Source organism: Microvirga rosea (genome assembly GCF_020595095.1).
GTDB classification, from domain to species: domain Bacteria; phylum Pseudomonadota; class Alphaproteobacteria; order Rhizobiales; family Beijerinckiaceae; genus Microvirga; species Microvirga rosea.
Genome location: NZ_JAJDOP010000002.1, coordinates 55,439 through 70,757, shown reverse-complemented (window position 1 = coordinate 70,757; position 15,319 = coordinate 55,439). Strand labels below are relative to the sequence as shown.

Sequence of the window (15,319 nt, the reverse complement as noted above, 5' to 3'; positions counted from 1 at the left end):
ACCATGGCTTTCGCTTGACTTTGCCGGGTAATGCCATCACAGACACGCCCAAAATAATCACGCTGTCTTCGCCCGTACCGCTTTGGAGGCGGAATGTTGGATTTGCGGGCTCGAGGCTGCGAAGGGGTTAGTCAGGAGCCTGAAAATGCATGCAAATCGCGCGGTGGAGACCGATGCGGCGCCCGTGAACGTTGCTGAGCTGCTTGCGAGCTTCAAGGCTCGCAAGGCGCGAATCGGCATCGTCGGCCTCGGCTATGTCGGTATCCCTCTGGCCCTGGCGGCGACCAAGGCGGGTTTCAACGTGCTCGGGTTTGACATCGATGCTCCGCGCGTCGATCAGCTGAACCGGGGCGAGAGCTTCATCAAGCACATTCCGGCGGCGATGATCGGCGAGGCCGTCGAGAGCGGCAAGTTCCAGGCGACGGCCGACTTCGATCGTCTGGCCGAGCCCGATGCCATCCTGATCGCCGTGCCGACCCCTCTCACCCGGCATCGCGAGCCCGATCTCTCCTATGTGGAGAATACCGCTCGCTCCATCGCGCCGCGCCTGCGCAAGGGGCAGCTGGTGGTTCTGGAATCGACTACCTATCCGGGAACGACCGACGAGGTGATCAAGCCGATCTTCGAGGCGACCGGCCTGAAGAGCGGCGTGGACTTCTTCCTCGCCTTCTCTCCGGAGCGTGAGGATCCGGGCAACCCGGATTTCGGCACTTCCACGATCCCGAAGGTGGTGGGCGGCGACGGGCCGGACGCGCTGGCGCTCGCGGAGGCCCTTTATGGGCAGCTCATCGTCAAGACGGTCCCGGTCTCCTCGGCTGCCACGGCCGAAGCCGTGAAGCTCACGGAGAACATCTTCCGCGCCGTCAACATCGCCCTGGTGAACGAGCTCAAGGTGGTCTACGCGGCCATGGGCATCGACGTCTGGGAGGTGATCGACGCCGCCAAGACCAAGCCCTTCGGCTTCATGCCCTTCTATCCCGGTCCCGGTCTCGGCGGCCACTGCATCCCGATCGATCCGTTCTATCTCACCTGGAAGGCGCGGGAATACGACATCGCGACCCGCTTCATCGAGCTTGCTGGCCAGATCAACACCCGGATGCCCTATTACGTAGTGAACAAGCTGGCCGAGGCGGTGGACCGCAGCGGCAAGGCCTTCACGGGCTCCAAGATCCTGATGCTCGGCATCGCCTATAAGAAGAATGTCGACGACATGCGCGAGAGCCCGTCGCTCAAGCTCATCGAGCTGATCGAGGGACGCGGTGCTCACGTGGATTACTATGATCCCTTCATTCCGGTCATTCCGATGACGCGGGAGCACGCGGAGCTGGCCGGTCGCAAGTCGGTCGCCCTCGATGCCAAGACCCTGGCCGGCTACGACGCGGTCCTCATCGCCACCGACCACGACAATGTCGATTACAAGCTAGTCGTCGAGCACGGAAAAGTGGTCGTCGATACCCGGAATGCCTGCGTCCGCGCCGGAATTCCGGAAGGGAAGGTCATCAAGGCCTGATCCCGACAAACAAAACAAAGAACGGATAAGACGTATGACGATGGCGAGCGATATTCGGGTGGCGGTGGTCGGTTGCGGATACTGGGGCAAGAACCTCGTCCGCAACTTTGCTGAACTCGGAGCGCTGGAAGCTCTGGTTGATGCCCATCAGCCCACCGTCGAAGCCCTGATCGCCAAGCATGGCGGGCGCTCCCTCGGTTTCGAGGCTGCCCTGGCCGACCCGGCGATCCACGCCGTAGCGATCGCAGCTCCGGCGGCTCTCCACTACAAGCTGGCCAAGCAGGCCCTCGAGGCCGGAAAGCACGTTTTCGTCGAAAAGCCCCTGGCACTCGAGGTCAACGAGGCCAAGGAGCTCTGCGCCCTGGCCGAGCGGCTCGACCGCCGTCTCATGGTCGGCCATCTGCTGCAGTACCACCCGATCTTCCTCGAACTGAAGACACTGGTGCGCGAAGGCAAGCTGGGACGTCTGCAGTACGTCTATTCGAACCGCCTGAATCTCGGAAAGATCCGGCGGGAGGAGGACATCCTCTGGTCCTTCGCGCCGCACGATCTTTCGATGATCCTCTCCCTCATCGGCAGCGAGCCGGAGAAGGTCGAAGCGGTCGGCGGGTACTACCTGCACGATGCGATCGCCGACGTGACCACCACGCACCTGGCTTTCCCTGGCGGGGAGCGGGCGCACGTGTTCGTGTCCTGGCTGCATCCGTTCAAGGAGCAGAAGCTCGTCGTCGTCGGCTCCGACGCGATGGCCGTGTTCGACGATGGCGAAGCCTGGGAGCGCAAGCTCCTTCTTTATCCGCACAAGGTGGAGTGGAAGGACAACATGCCGGTCCCGGTGAAGGCGGACGCCATCCCGGTCAGCGTGCCTCAGGACGAACCCCTGAAGCAGGAATGCCTGCACTTCATCGAGTGCGTCCGCAGCGGCGCAACGCCCCGGACGGACGGCCGCGAAGGCCTGCGCGTCCTCAGCGTTCTGTCCCGCGCGGCGGAGTCGTTGAGCCAGGCTCGCGGCGGCAGCGCCGCCAGCGCTCCAGCGGCCGCTGCTCCATCGAAGCCGCGGGTTGCGAAGGACTACCCAGGCGTCACGATTCACGAGTCTGCCTATGTCGATCCGGGCGTCGAGATCGGCGAAGGCTCGAAGATCTGGCATTTCAGCCATATTCTCGGGAATGTCAGCCTGGGCCGGAACGTCAATGTCGGTCAGAACGTCGTGATCGGCCCGAAGGTGACGGTCGGCGACAACGTCAAGATCCAGAACAACGTCTCGGTTTACGAGGGCGTAACCCTGGAGGACGGGGTGTTCTGCGGTCCCTCCTGTGTGTTCACGAACGTCAATAATCCCCGTTCGGAAATCGCCCGCAAATCCGAGTATCGGCCGACCCTGGTCAAGCGCGGTGCCTCCATCGGCGCCAACGCAACCATTGTCTGCGGTCATACCCTCGGTGAGTATTCCTTCATCGCCGCGGGCGCGGTTGTGGCGAAGGATGTGCCTGCGTTCGCGCTGATGGCCGGTGTTCCGGCCAAGCGCATCGGTTGGATGAGCCATGCGGGCGCGAAGCTCGGCCCGGATCTCGTCTGTCCTGAAACCGGCCGCCGCTATCGCGAAACCGGCCCAAACACACTTGAGGAGATTGCGTGATGTCGGAACCGATTGCCTTTATCGACCTGGCTGCTCAGCGCAACCGTATCGGCTCCGCCATGGACGAAGCCATCCTGCGCGTCGTCAACCACGGCGGCTACATCATGGGCCCCGAGGTCAAGACGCTTGAGGCCGAACTTTCGGCCTTCTGCGGCGCCAAGCACGTCATCTCCTGCGCGAACGGCACCGATGCCCTCGCCATGGTGATGATGGCCAAGGGCGTGAAGCCAGGTGACGCGGTGCTGTGCCCCAGCTTCACTTTCGCGGCGACGGCGGAAGTCGTTGCCTGGCTCGGCGCGACCCCGATCTTCGTGGATGTCCTCGAGGACACGTTCAATCTCGACATCGTCAGCCTCGAAGCCGGTCTCAGGACCGCCAAGAAGCTCGGCCTGAACCCGGTGGGCGTGATCCCGGTCGATCTTTTCGGCATGCCGGCGGATTACGAGCCGATCGAGGCCTTCTGCAAGCGTGAAGGCCTGTGGCTGATGTGCGACGCCGCCCAGAGCTTCGGTGCCTCCTACCGGGGCCGGAAGGTCGGCGTGATCGGCGATGCCACCACCACCAGCTTCTTCCCGGCCAAGCCTCTCGGCTGCTACGGCGACGGCGGTGCGATCTTCACGAACGACGATGAACTCGCCACCGTCCTGCGGTCGATCCGCGTGCACGGGCAGGGCACCGAGAAGTACGACAACGTGCGGATCGGCGTGAACGGCCGTCTCGACACCATGCAGGCCGCGGTTCTCATCGAGAAGCTCAAGATCTTCCCGAGCGAAATCGAAGCGCGTGATCGGGTCGCGACCTACTACAACGACAATCTGCGCGATGTCGCGGTCGTTCCGGAAGTTCCGGAGGGCTATACTTCTGTTTGGGCGCAGTACACCCTGCGCATGGCCGGCTTCAACCGCGAGCAGTTCCAGGCGGATCTCAAGGCCGCCGGCATTCCGACCGCCGTCTATTATCCGAAGCCGCTCCACCAGCAGACCGCCTACAAGGGCTATCCGGTTGCCGGCAACGGCCTCCCGGTTTCCGAGCGTCTCGCAGCGGAAGTCGTGAGCCTCCCGATGCATCCGTACCTGACACAGGACGTTCAGGACCGGATCATCGCCGCCGTGAAGGACGCGCTCGTGAAGCAACGCAAGGTTGCCGCGGAATAGGAAGCCGAACAACTTTCGATGGAGGGCCGGGTTCAAAACCCGGCCCTTTCTATTTGATATAACACTATTTGACCCTAGCTTGGCGCTAAGTTGCTGCTATGAAAGCAGGACGATCGAAGAGGGGGTCGGCCATGGCTCGGTTGTCTAGCGTTCAGCTCTTCAAGGATTTGGGACTTGATCTGACGACCTATGAAAGCCGAGCGAACTGGCGTCGGTTCGACCCCGAAGAAATCCTGGTCGATTTCGACGATCTCTCGACGGATGTTTACTTCCTGCTTTCCGGCGAGGTTCGCGTTCTCATGCGGACGGCCTCCGGCAAGGAAGTCATTCTCGATGAGATGAAGCCCGGAGAGTTGTTCGGGGAGCTGGCCGCCCTGGACGGCATCAAGCGCTCCGCGAACGTGACGGCCCTGACCAAGGGTGAAGCCTGCGTCATGCCGGCGGCCGTTTTCCGGGAGCTGATTTTCTCGAACGTCAAGGTTGCGGAAAGGCTGTTCTGCCTGATGGCTTCGCGCATCCGCGAGCTCAACGCCCGGTTCGTGGAGCAGACGGTTCTCGACCTTCGGCACCGGCTTTATTCCGAGCTTCTGCGTCTCTCGATTCCGCGCTCCGACCACAACGGGGAGCGGGTCATCACACCCCCGCCGTTCCACCATATCATGGCCGCCCGCATTGGTTGCCGGCGCGAGCAGGTGACCCGGGAATTCACTATGATGTCTCAGGAGGGGCTGATCGAGCGCACCCGCGGTGCTCTGATCCTGCGGCAGCCGGAGGTGCTCAAGGCGCGCGTCGCCGAAGCCCTGCGGGAGGATGCGTAGCGCCTCGCGTCCCAGGCCGAAGGGTCAGCTTCGTGATGCGCCGGTCTTCGGACCATAGGCCGCAAAGAAGACCCTCAACGCGTTGGCGACGTTCTTCTTGATTTCTTCCTCCGTGGGACGGGTGCCGACCGCGAAAAGCAGGCGGCGCATCACCCCCGACTGGCACAGATCCAGAAAGTGCTGCGCGGCGATCGAGGTATCTTCGATATCCAGGCGTCCTGCCTCGACTTGGTGGTCGAAATAGCTTTTGAGGCGTGCGATGCCCCGGCAGGGGCCTGCCTCGTAGAACACCTGTCCAAGCTGGGGCAGCTTGTTGGCGGCGCCGATCACCATGCGCACGGACGAGATGTGTTCCGGATTGCCCATATGGCTCAGGTAGCTCGTGCCAAGCTGGGTCAGAACGTTCCGCACATCCGGGTCATCGGCATCGATCCGAAACATGACCTCGGCCAGTCCCCGTTTTTCCTCGACGGTCAGGGCCTCGAACAGAGCCTCTTTGCTGCTGAAATACACGTACAGGGTCCCTTTGGAGACCCCCGCGGCCTTGGCGATTTCTCCCATGCTGGCGCCGTCGAAGCCTTCAGCCAGGAATACCTGACGGGCCCCTTCCAGGATCTGGCGGCGCTTGGCGCTGTCGATCCCATCGTCAAGGGCGGGATGCTCCGGCGCGATATCGAGACTGTTCATGTGCGTTTTGTCACCTCCCATTGCCGCCATGCCATTGACCGAACCGTTCAGTCAATCCATATAGTTGTCTCTGAAGAGAGTTTCCAGTGCGCGCAGCGCCGCGGCAAGGGGGCCGCCACTCTCTTCTCCGAAGGTTTGGTATATCATGGCATATCGTGACGAGGATACCCGTTCCAAGGGTGAGGAACCGTCTCCACTGGTCGAAAAGGCTGCTCCGGCCGCTTCCGCCCCGCAGGGCGATACCGCCGCTTCCCCGCCGGTGACCAAAGGGAAGGCTAAGCGGGGCCCCGGGAAGAAGCCGATCATTCTGGCGATCCTGCTCGCAGCCCTCGGCTTTGGAGGTTACGAGGGATTCAACTGGTGGAAGACAGGCCGTTTCATGGTGTCGACCGATGACGCCTATGTCCAGGCCGATATCACCATCATGTCCGCCAAGATCTCGGGCTACATCCAGTCGGTCGCGGTCACGAACAACCAGAGCGTCAAGGCCGGCGACCTGATCGCCAAGATCGATGACGGCGACTACCGCCTGGCCCTTCAGTCCGCTCAGGACAAGCTGGCCACGCAGCAGAGTGCGGTCTCGCGCATCGGCCGCCAGATCGAAGCGGCAAAGGCCTCGGTGGAGCAGGCGAGGGCGCAGGTCGCGGCCGCGCAGGCTGATGCCGAGCGCGCCGCGGGCGACTTTGCCCGTCAGCAGCAGCTTGCCCAGTCCAATTACGCCAGCAAGGCCACGTTCGAAACTGCGAAGGCCGAGCGCGATCGGACGATTGCGAACGTGCGCAGCGCCGAGGCGGCGCTCGCGCTTGCACAAGCCAATGTGGATGTTCTGTCCGCTCAGCGGGAGGAGGCGCAGCGTGCCGTTGCCGAGCAGCAGACGGCCGTCGAGAAGGCGGAGCGGGACCTTTCCTTCACGGAGATCCGCTCACCGGTGGACGGCGTTGTCGGCAACAAGGCCGTCGAGGTCGGCACCTTCGTTCAGCCGGGTGCACGGCTTGCGGCTCTCGTGCCCCTGACCAGCGTTCACGTGGACGCGAACTTCAAGGAAACGCAGCTTGCGGACCTGAAGCCGGGCCAGAAGGTGCATGTGGAAGTCGACGCGTTCCCGGATACGGACATCGTCGGCACGGTCGAGAGCGTCTCGCCGGCTTCCGGCTCCGTCTTCAGCCTTTTGCCGCCTGAGAACGCTACCGGCAATTTCACCAAGATCGTGCAGCGCGTTCCCGTGCGCATCACCGTCAGCGACGAAGCCGCTCGAAAGGGCATGCTGCGTCCCGGCCTGTCGGTCGTCGTGAACGTCGATACGCGTGACCACGCGCCGAGCCAGACGGCTCAGCGCTAACTCATCCGCGAAACGAGACATTCCATGGCCGCTTCTGCAGCTGTCGCCGGCAAGCCTTCGGGCCCTATGCCTTCGGGCCCCATGCCCGCCGCAAAACCGGCGTCGCTCGACCGGCGTCGGACCTTTGCGTTTTTCTGCATGGTCTTCGGCATGTTCATGGCGATCCTGGACATCCAGATCGTGTCGGCGTCGCTTGCGGAAATCCAGGCCGGCCTATCCGCGTCCTCGGATGAAATATCCTGGGTGCAGACGAGCTATCTGATCGCCGAAGTGATCATGATTCCCCTCTCGGGCACCCTGTCCCGCGTGCTCTCCACCCGCTGGATGTTCGTGATCGCCTCGGGCGGGTTCACGCTCATGAGTTTCATGTGCGCCACGTCGTCGTCCATCAACGAAATGATCATCTGGCGCGCCCTTCAGGGCTTTATCGGCGGCGGCATGATCCCCACCGTCTTCGCATCGGCCTTCACGATCTTCCCGCCGGAGAAGCGCCCGGTCATCTCACCCATCATCGGCCTCGTCGCAACGCTCGCGCCGACCGTGGGGCCGACGATCGGCGGCTATCTGACGGAGCTGTTCTCGTGGCACTGGCTGTTCCTCGTGAACATCATCCCCGGCATCTTCGTGACGGTCTCGACCTACCTTCTGGTCGATTTCGACGAGCCGAATTTCGACCTCCTCAAGTCCTTCGACTGGGCAGGCCTGGGCTTCATGGCCGCCTTTCTCGGAGCCTTGGAATACGTGCTCGAGGAGGGGCCGAACAACGACTGGTTCCAGGATGAAGCCGTTGCCATTCTGGCGGTCGTCTGCGCTGTCGGGGCCATCGGGTTCTTCTACCGGGCTTTCACGGCAAAGCAGCCCATCGTGGATCTGCGCGCCTTCAAGGACGGCAACTTCCTCGCGGGATCGTCCTTCAGCTTCGTGATGGGCATCGGTCTCTATGGGCTGACATACCTCTATCCGCTGTATCTGGGACGCGTGAGAGGTTACTCGTCCCTGCAGATCGGCGAGACCATGTTCGTGTCCGGAGCCTTCATGTTCATGACGGCGCCGATTGCCGGACGCATGTCCCGGGTACTCGACCCGCGGATCATGATGGCCATCGGCTTCAGCTCCTTTGCCCTGGGCACTTGGCTGATCACCGGACTGACGAAAGACTGGGATTTCTGGGAGTTGTTCGTGCCGCAGATCCTGCGCGGCGTCGGCCTGATGATCTGCATGGTGCCGATCAACAACATCGCGCTCGGGACCCTGCCGCCGGACCGCATCAAGAACGCATCGGGCCTGTATAACCTGACGCGCAATCTCGGCGGCGCCGTCGGACTTGCGCTGATCAACACCATCCTCAACAACCGGCTCGACCTGCATCTCCAGCGGCTGCACGACAGCGTCAACTGGGCCCGGTCCACGGCCGTGGAGACGCTGGATGCCATGACGCACAGCTATCAGAGCCTCGGTTCGGATGCAGGTGCGGCGGCCATGAAGACCATGTCGAGGATGGTGCGTCAGCAGGCGATGGTCATGTCCTTTGCGGACATCTTCTACCTCCTGACATTCCTGTTTCTGGCGCTTCTTCTGGCTCTGCCCTTCATCAAGAAGCCGCGGGCCGCGCCTGCCAGCGGAGGCGGGGGACACTGACGGCTTTCAAAGCCGCGTTCTGCTGAAATCTCTGTCCGTCCCGAAATTCATGGGCCTGCCGGCGAGGCGGGCCCATTGTCGTATCCCTTCCCCTTGAACGGCCTTGGATTTTCACCCATCTAACGATTTGCCAGGGCTGATCGCCTGGCCATCGGGCGCCGGTGGTGTCCGGCGCTCTCATGTCATGTTGCTCATAGGAGGATATGGCGATGGGAAACTTAGACTTTTCTCCTCTTTACCGCTCGACCGTAGGCTTCGACCGCCTTTTCGACATGCTCGACCGGACACCGGATGCCGCGTCGAACTGGCCACCCTACAATGTCGAGAAAAGCGGCGATGACCGCTATCGGATCATCATGGCGGTTGCGGGTTACTCTCCTGGCGAGATCGAACTCGTCCAGCAGGAAAACACCCTGACCGTATCGGGCCACAAACCCGAACCGGGTGGGGACATTCAGTACCTGTATCGGGGCATCGCGACCCGCAATTTCAAGCTGACCTTCAGTCTCGCCGATTATGTGAAGATCGTTGGGGCGAACCTGGAAAATGGCTTGCTGACCATCGACCTCGTTCGCGAAGTGCCGGAGGCCATGAAGCCCCGCCGAATTCCCATTGCGATCAGCGACGGTCAGAAGACCATCGAACACAGCCAAGCGGCTTAGGGAGTGCCGGAGAAGGACCGGGCGCTGAAGCAGCGGCGTCCGGTCGAACCGCTCTGAAAGCGACAATGGAGGATATCATGAATATGCGTGATCTCATTCCTTGGGGTCGTCAAAACGTCGGCTCAAGCCATTTCCGCGAGGAAGACGACCCCTTCATGACGCTCCACCGCGAGATGAATCGGCTGTTCGACGATGTCTTTCGCGGTTTCGACGCGCGTCCGGCCGGGGGACTGCCACGCATGGCCAGCTGGCCGAGCATGGAGGTGGTGGAAACCGACAAGGACGTGAGGGTAACGGCCGAACTTCCCGGGCTTGAGGAAAAGGACGTCGAGGTTCTGATGAACGACGGCATCCTGGTCATCCGGGGTGAGCGCAAGTCAGAGGTCGAGGACAAGGGGAGGGCGTTCAGCGAGCGTTACTACGGCCGCTTCGAACGCCGGCTGCCCATCGCCTGGGACGTCGAATCGGACAAGGTGGACGCCACGTTCCGGAATGGCCTCCTGACGGTGACCATGCCCAAGTCGGCTCAGGCAACGTCGCAGGTGCGCCGTATCGCCATCAACGGTGATCAGGACACGACCAAGCATTGACGGGATGATGCCGCGCCGATCGCGGGGCCGATATTCCGGGCGGGGAAGCGAAGCCCTTCTCCGCCCGCATCCGCGGAAGCGCCTACGGTCTCAAGAGGAAGTTGTTTTCGGGCGTTCCCAGCCTGATCGACACGACGGTCCGCTCTGTAAAGACGGCCGCCTCGGCGATGGGATCGTCGTCTGCGATCCGCTGCGCTTCGTCCCGTCCGGAGCAGCGAAGACCAATGATGGCGGTCCCGTCTTCGCAGGGACCGCAGAACAACAGCTGTCCGGCCGCATGCAGCCGATGCAGATAAGCCACATGTTCCCTTAGGACATCCGGGGTCATGCGGTCAGGCTGGATGCCGCCGAGGCGGATAAGAAACTCTGTATCGTTCATGCTTCGCTTATAACTCATTCCTTTCGGGGCGAAAATCCTTGAGGAAGCGGATTTTGAACCGTGCGTTATCCTGTTGTTCTTCCCCGCCATTCATCCTAGGTTGCGCCCTCGGTTCTCCTTTGTTTTAAGCCGGGTTTTCCACGATCTTGCCTCCTCCTCTCAAGTCCGCTTCCGTGGGCGCCGTGCGCCGCTCCTTCGCACCCTGGTCGGACCCGAGCGCTACGCCGCTGATCCGGGCCGAGAACGTCACCAAGCGCTTTGGCGATTCGGTCGCCGTCGACAACCTGTCCGTCGACATCTTCGAGAGGGAATTCTTCTGCCTCCTGGGCCCGTCCGGATGCGGCAAGACCACGTTGATGCGAATGATCGCCGGTTTCGAGGAACCGACGGCCGGCCGCATCACGCTTGCCGGAAAGAGCCTGGCCGGCGTGCCGCCCTATCGGCGGCCCGTGAACATGATGTTCCAATCCTATGCGCTCTTTCCGCATATGAGCGTGGAGCGGAACATTGCCTTCGGCCTGAAGCAGGATCGTCTGCCGAAAGGCGAAATCGCGGCGCGCGTCGAGGAAATGCTGCGCCTCGTGCAGCTGGAAAAGCTCGCCAAGCGTTCGCCGAGCCAGCTCTCCGGCGGGCAGCGCCAACGGGTGGCGCTCGCACGGGCGCTCGCCAAGCGCCCGAAAGTGCTGCTTCTCGACGAGCCGCTCGGCGCCCTCGACAAGAAGCTGCGGGAAGAAACGCAGTTCGAGCTGATGGATATCCAGCACGAGCTGGGCATGACCTTTATCGTCGTGACCCACGACCAGGAAGAGGCCATGACCATGGCCGACCGCATCGCCGTCATGGATCACGGGCGCATCGTCCAGGTCGCGACCCCCGGCGAGATCTACGAGCAGCCCAAGACCCGCTTCATCGCCGAGTTCGTCGGCGACGTGAACATCCTCGAGGGGCACGTTCTCGGCCAGGAACAAGGATTGTGGCGCGTTCGGTCCAGCGGCGCCGCAACACCGCTGACCATCGACGATCCCGATGAGGTGCTCCACGAAAACCAGGCGGTGGCGATCGCCGTCAGGCCCGAGAAGATGGTGATCCAGAGAGATCCGCCCGGACCCGACGCCGTCAACGTCCTCACCGGCGAGGTCTGGGACATCGGTTATCTGGGCGATTGGACCGTTTACCGGGTCAAGCTCGGTTCCGGCGCCATCATTCGCGTCACGCGGGCGAACCGTTCCCGCTTCGTCGAGAGCCCCATCGATTGGGACGAGCAGGTCTACGTCACGTTCGCGCCGGATGCGGCGGTCATTCTGGCGGAATAGGCGCGATGCTTGCCCGTTCCGTTTCCAAGAGGTTCGCCTCGGCCCTGGTCCCGGCGGTGCCGTATCTATGGCTCGGCCTCCTGTTTCTCGTGCCTTTTCTCATTGTCCTCAAGATCAGCCTGTCGGATCCCGCGGTGGCTCAGCCGCCTTATAGGCCGGTCTTCGAGTGGGGTGATATTCTGGGTTTCCTGAGCCAGCTCGACCTGGAGAATTTCGAGACGCTGATCGGCGATGACCTTTATCTGAGGGCGACGCTTTCCTCCGTACGGATCGCCGCCATATCCACCGTCCTGCTGCTGCTCGTCGGCTTTCCCGTTGCCTACGCGATGGCTCGGGCGCCGGCCCGTCGCCGCCCTTTGCTCGTCGCGCTCGTCATCCTGCCGTTCTGGACGAGTTTCCTGATCCGCATCTACGCCTGGATCGCCATCCTCAAGCCTGAGGGATTGCTGACGCAGGTTCTGACGGGAATGGGGCTCATCGGCAAGCCGCTGGCGATTCTCAACACCGAGGCGGCCGTCTATATCGGTATCGTCTACGCCTATCTGCCCTTCATGGTGCTTCCGCTCTACGCGACGCTCGAGAAAATGGACGACACGCTGATCGAGGCGGCGCTCGATCTCGGCTGTCCGCCATGGCGTGCGTTCTGGACCATCACGGTGCCACTCGCCATGCCGGGCGTGGTTGCGGGCTCGCTCCTGTGCTTCATTCCAGCCGTGGGAGAATTCGTGATCCCCGACCTGCTGGGAGGATCCGAAACACTGATGATCGGCCGTCAGTTGTGGAGCGAGTTCTTCTCGAACCGGGATTGGCCGCTGGCTTCGGCCGTCGCGATCCTGCTCCTGATCCTTCTCGTGGTGCCCATCGTGATCTATCGGGACGTGGAGGCCAGAAGGCTGGAGACACGGTCATGACGCGGCGCCTCAGTCTCTTCAACATCACGTCGCTGGTCCTGGGCTTCGCGTTCCTGTACCTGCCGATTCTCCTTCTGATCGTCTATTCGTTCAACGCATCGCGCCTCGTGACCGTCTGGGGCGGGTTCTCGACCCAGTGGTACGTGGCCCTGTTCCGCAACGAGGCGCTCATGGAAGCCGCGTGGGTGACGTTGCGGATTGCCTTGCTGTCGGCTGCCCTCTCCACGGTTCTCGGCACGCTCGCGGCCCTTGCCCTGACCCGCTATGGCCGGTTCCCGGGCCGAACCTTGTTCACCGGGATGGTCTATGCGCCGATGGTCATGCCGGAAGTGATCACCGGGTTATCGCTGCTGCTGTTCTTCGTGGCGATCGGGCTGGACCGCGGGTTTTGGACGATCACGCTTGCGCACACGACCCTGACCATGTGCTTCGTGACGGTTGTCGTTCAGGCGCGGCTCATGAGTTTCGATCGGTCTCTCGAGGAAGCGGCCATGGACCTTGGCGCGCCGCCGCTGCGTACCTTCTTCTCGGTGACGCTGCCCCTGATCGCGCCGTCCATCGTGGCCGGATTCCTGCTCGCCTTCACGCTTTCGATGGACGATCTCGTGATCGCCAGCTTCAACGCAGGGCCCGGTGCGACGACGCTGCCGATCAAGATCTACAGCCAGGTGCGCCTCGGTCTGTCGCCCGAGGTCAATGCGGCCTCCGCCATTCTGATCGGCATCGTGGCCGTCGGCGTCGCGACCGCGACCTTTCTCAGCAAACGTTCAACCTTGCGTTCTCAGCGTAACGCTCATTGAGCCGTTGCAAGCGGCGCCTCGGGCCTGAACAGGGGCCGGGCGGCGCCCGATCGCTCGATGAGAGAGCGCGCCTCCGGAGTGATGGCGATATCGTCCCAGCCGCCCGAGACGTCGAACACGAGGGCCGGTGCCAGGCTCGGGCTCGGGGTCATCGGCGAGACCTCCGCCTTCACCTGCAGGGACCGCTCCGCCAACGAGACCCGTCCGTGGAGGCTGGTCGATACCGAAGGCGCATTGAGGCGGGCCTCCACAAGCTCACCCACACCGTCATTGACGGTCAGCTGGGCCTGGGCCTGATCAAAGGGCGTGCGCCCGCCCTTCCAGGAAAGAGAGGCCGAAAGGGGCCGCTTCTCTGCCCGTTTCAGAGCATCGTTGAGGGCTATGCCGACCAGCTCGCCCTGTTTGACCGTCACGGACGAGCGCCCTTGGGATTGGCGCATCACCTCCGCCGGGGTGGCCCCTGAGCCTTCGAAGGCAAACTGCCCTTGAGCAATGCCCGTGATCCAACGGGGCTGGCCGATATCGCTCAGGAATGTCGCGATGTTCACGCCGTCGAAGACGCCCTGGCTTTTGACGTCTATGCTGCTTTCCTGGGCGATCAGCGCCAGCCGGCCCTTGAGGGTGCCGTCATGAAAGTCCGCCCGGCCGAGCGAGGCTTCGATCCGTCCGGGACGGACAAGGATGCTCGCCGCCATGTCGCCGAGACGTACGCGTCCGAGCTGCGCTTTGCTGGCCGAGAGTCTCAGATCGAGGTCGCTGCCGGTGACTTGTGACAGATTGATGAGCTCATCGCTCCAGGCGCCGGATCCCGCGCGGGTCTGGGTCAGCGGTTGGACGAAGTCCGAAAGGTTGATTGCGCCTGCCGCCAGGGTCCCGGCGATCACGGGACGATCCATGTCCAGGCGAACGGACAGGGTACCGTCCAGCTTGTCCGCGCCCAGCGTAACGGCAACCGACGGCCAGGAAATGCGGCGCCGGTTGATGGACAGATCGCCCTCGATGGAAATGGCCTGCGTGAGCGGACCGAACGGAAGGCTCAGGCCGCTCCACCGCACGAAGTCACGTAAGGAGGTCGTGCTGATAAGGCTCTGACCCGTGAACCGAGGGTCGGCGCCGAATTGAGCTTCGCCCTGAAAGGCAATCCGTCCGAACCCCGCGGACAGGCTGAGAGCCAACGGGCTCAGCTCGTTGGAGGCAAGGCGCAGCGGATCGAAGGAGACTTGGTCGACCATGACCTTCTCTCCGCGCCAAACGGCCGATCCGACGGCATAAAGCGGGTCCTCGGCGTCGCTCCAATTGACAAGGATATTGACGTCGCGAAGCTCCGCCTCGGGAAGGTCGGACCATTGGACCGACGAGGTCGCGATCACCAGGCGCCGCGCATAGGTCTCGTTTTCCCGGTCCTTGAAGAAGCCGCTCCAGTCAAGACTGCGCAAAGCGTTGGCCGATGCCGTAACGCTCGCGTCGCTCAAGGCGACTTCGCCGAGTTCGATCCGCCCGAACAGGAGAGGAAGAATGCGCAGCTCACCGCGCAAGGTGGCCTTGTCCGCCTTGAGCGACTGTGTCGGAACGGAGAGCGTCACGCCTTCGAATTTCACTCGGGGCGTCGGCAGCAGCGCGAAAGTGCTGCGGCCGCCGACCGCAAGCTCCAAGCCGTAACGGTCGCGCAGGTGCTCGGTGACGGCAGCCGAAAGACCTCCCGGCGTAAGGGTCCAGGGGGCTGAGGCTGCGCCCAGCAGCACAAGCACGGCCAGGGCAATGAGAAAAACGACGCGACGGGACATAAAATGCAATCGAACCTTTGATCCCGCGGCCAGGGAAAATTCGGCGGCCGGGAGGAGTTCGGCAGCAACGCAAATGCTGCCTGGGATCATCCTTA

Annotated in this window: 14 protein-coding genes; 11 read left to right on the top strand and 3 right to left on the bottom strand. The window is 62.7% G+C overall.

Annotation, left to right across the window (positions count from 1 at the left end; all coding sequences use genetic code 11):
• Window positions 1–145 precede the first annotated feature (145 nt).
• From LJD17_RS04630 to LJD17_RS04610, 4 genes are all read left to right on the top strand, one after another.
• The gene (locus tag LJD17_RS04630) at window positions 146–1,510 is read left to right on the top strand and encodes a nucleotide sugar dehydrogenase (RefSeq protein WP_227382991.1); all 1,365 of its coding nucleotides are present in this window, start codon (window positions 146–148) and stop codon (window positions 1,508–1,510) included.
• A 34-nt stretch (window positions 1,511–1,544) separates the two neighbouring features.
• Entirely contained in the window at window positions 1,545–3,149 is a 1,605-nt protein-coding gene (locus LJD17_RS24215) for a Gfo/Idh/MocA family oxidoreductase (RefSeq protein WP_319799676.1), read from the top strand.
• Window positions 3,149–4,303: a DegT/DnrJ/EryC1/StrS family aminotransferase gene (locus tag LJD17_RS04615; RefSeq protein WP_227382990.1), complete on the top strand. Its 1,155-nt coding sequence runs from the start codon at window positions 3,149–3,151 to the stop codon at window positions 4,301–4,303. The genes LJD17_RS24215 and LJD17_RS04615 overlap by 1 nt, the downstream gene beginning before the upstream one ends.
• Before the next feature lie 131 nt (window positions 4,304–4,434).
• Window positions 4,435–5,121 (top strand): Crp/Fnr family transcriptional regulator, encoded by a 687-nt coding sequence (locus LJD17_RS04610; RefSeq protein WP_227382989.1) that lies wholly within the window; start codon window positions 4,435–4,437, stop codon window positions 5,119–5,121.
• Window positions 5,122–5,145: 24 nt separating this feature from the next.
• Here the strand turns inward: LJD17_RS04610 and LJD17_RS04605 are convergent, their stop codons facing one another.
• Window positions 5,146–5,808: a TetR/AcrR family transcriptional regulator gene (locus LJD17_RS04605; protein WP_227382988.1), complete on the bottom strand. Its 663-nt coding sequence runs from the start codon at window positions 5,806–5,808 to the stop codon at window positions 5,146–5,148.
• Between the two features lie 145 nt (window positions 5,809–5,953).
• Here LJD17_RS04605 and LJD17_RS04600 point away from each other — a divergent pair, with 145 nt between their 5' ends.
• The 4 genes from LJD17_RS04600 to LJD17_RS04585 all read left to right on the top strand — a co-directional run bounded on the left by LJD17_RS04600 (window position 5,954) and on the right by LJD17_RS04585 (window position 10,037).
• Window positions 5,954–7,147: an HlyD family secretion protein gene (locus LJD17_RS04600; RefSeq protein ID WP_227382987.1), complete on the top strand. Its 1,194-nt coding sequence runs from the start codon at window positions 5,954–5,956 to the stop codon at window positions 7,145–7,147.
• A gap of 24 nt (window positions 7,148–7,171) precedes the next feature.
• Window positions 7,172–8,785: a DHA2 family efflux MFS transporter permease subunit gene (locus LJD17_RS04595; protein WP_227382986.1), complete on the top strand. Its 1,614-nt coding sequence runs from the start codon at window positions 7,172–7,174 to the stop codon at window positions 8,783–8,785.
• 209 nt (window positions 8,786–8,994) lie between these two features.
• Complete coding sequence (locus LJD17_RS04590) at window positions 8,995–9,447, top strand: Hsp20 family protein (RefSeq protein ID WP_227382985.1); 453 nt, start codon at window positions 8,995–8,997, stop codon at window positions 9,445–9,447.
• A 77-nt stretch (window positions 9,448–9,524) separates the two neighbouring features.
• Window positions 9,525–10,037, top strand: coding sequence for an Hsp20/alpha crystallin family protein (locus tag LJD17_RS04585; protein WP_227382984.1), 513 nt, complete (start codon window positions 9,525–9,527; stop codon window positions 10,035–10,037).
• Window positions 10,038–10,119: 82 nt separating this feature from the next.
• Here the strand turns inward: LJD17_RS04585 and LJD17_RS04580 are convergent, their stop codons facing one another.
• Window positions 10,120–10,416, bottom strand: a complete 297-nt coding sequence (locus LJD17_RS04580) for a YciI family protein (protein ID WP_227382983.1) — start codon at window positions 10,414–10,416, stop codon at window positions 10,120–10,122.
• 146 nt (window positions 10,417–10,562) lie between these two features.
• Between LJD17_RS04580 and LJD17_RS04575 the strand changes: the two genes are divergently transcribed.
• From LJD17_RS04575 to LJD17_RS04565, 3 genes are read left to right on the top strand one after another with little or no spacing between them, the layout of a single operon-like run.
• Window positions 10,563–11,729 (top strand): ABC transporter ATP-binding protein, encoded by a 1,167-nt coding sequence (locus LJD17_RS04575; RefSeq protein WP_264478272.1) that lies wholly within the window; start codon window positions 10,563–10,565, stop codon window positions 11,727–11,729.
• A 5-nt stretch (window positions 11,730–11,734) separates the two neighbouring features.
• Window positions 11,735–12,640, top strand: a complete 906-nt coding sequence (locus LJD17_RS04570; RefSeq protein WP_227382982.1) for an ABC transporter permease subunit — start codon at window positions 11,735–11,737, stop codon at window positions 12,638–12,640.
• Window positions 12,637–13,440: an ABC transporter permease gene (locus tag LJD17_RS04565; protein ID WP_227382981.1), complete on the top strand. Its 804-nt coding sequence runs from the start codon at window positions 12,637–12,639 to the stop codon at window positions 13,438–13,440. Before LJD17_RS04570 ends, LJD17_RS04565 begins: the two co-directional genes overlap by 4 nt.
• Here the strand turns inward: LJD17_RS04565 and LJD17_RS04560 are convergent.
• Entirely contained in the window at window positions 13,434–15,224 is a 1,791-nt protein-coding gene (locus tag LJD17_RS04560) for an AsmA family protein (RefSeq protein ID WP_227382980.1), read from the bottom strand. The genes LJD17_RS04565 and LJD17_RS04560 overlap by 7 nt on opposite strands.
• Between the last annotated feature and the right edge of the window lie 95 nt (window positions 15,225–15,319).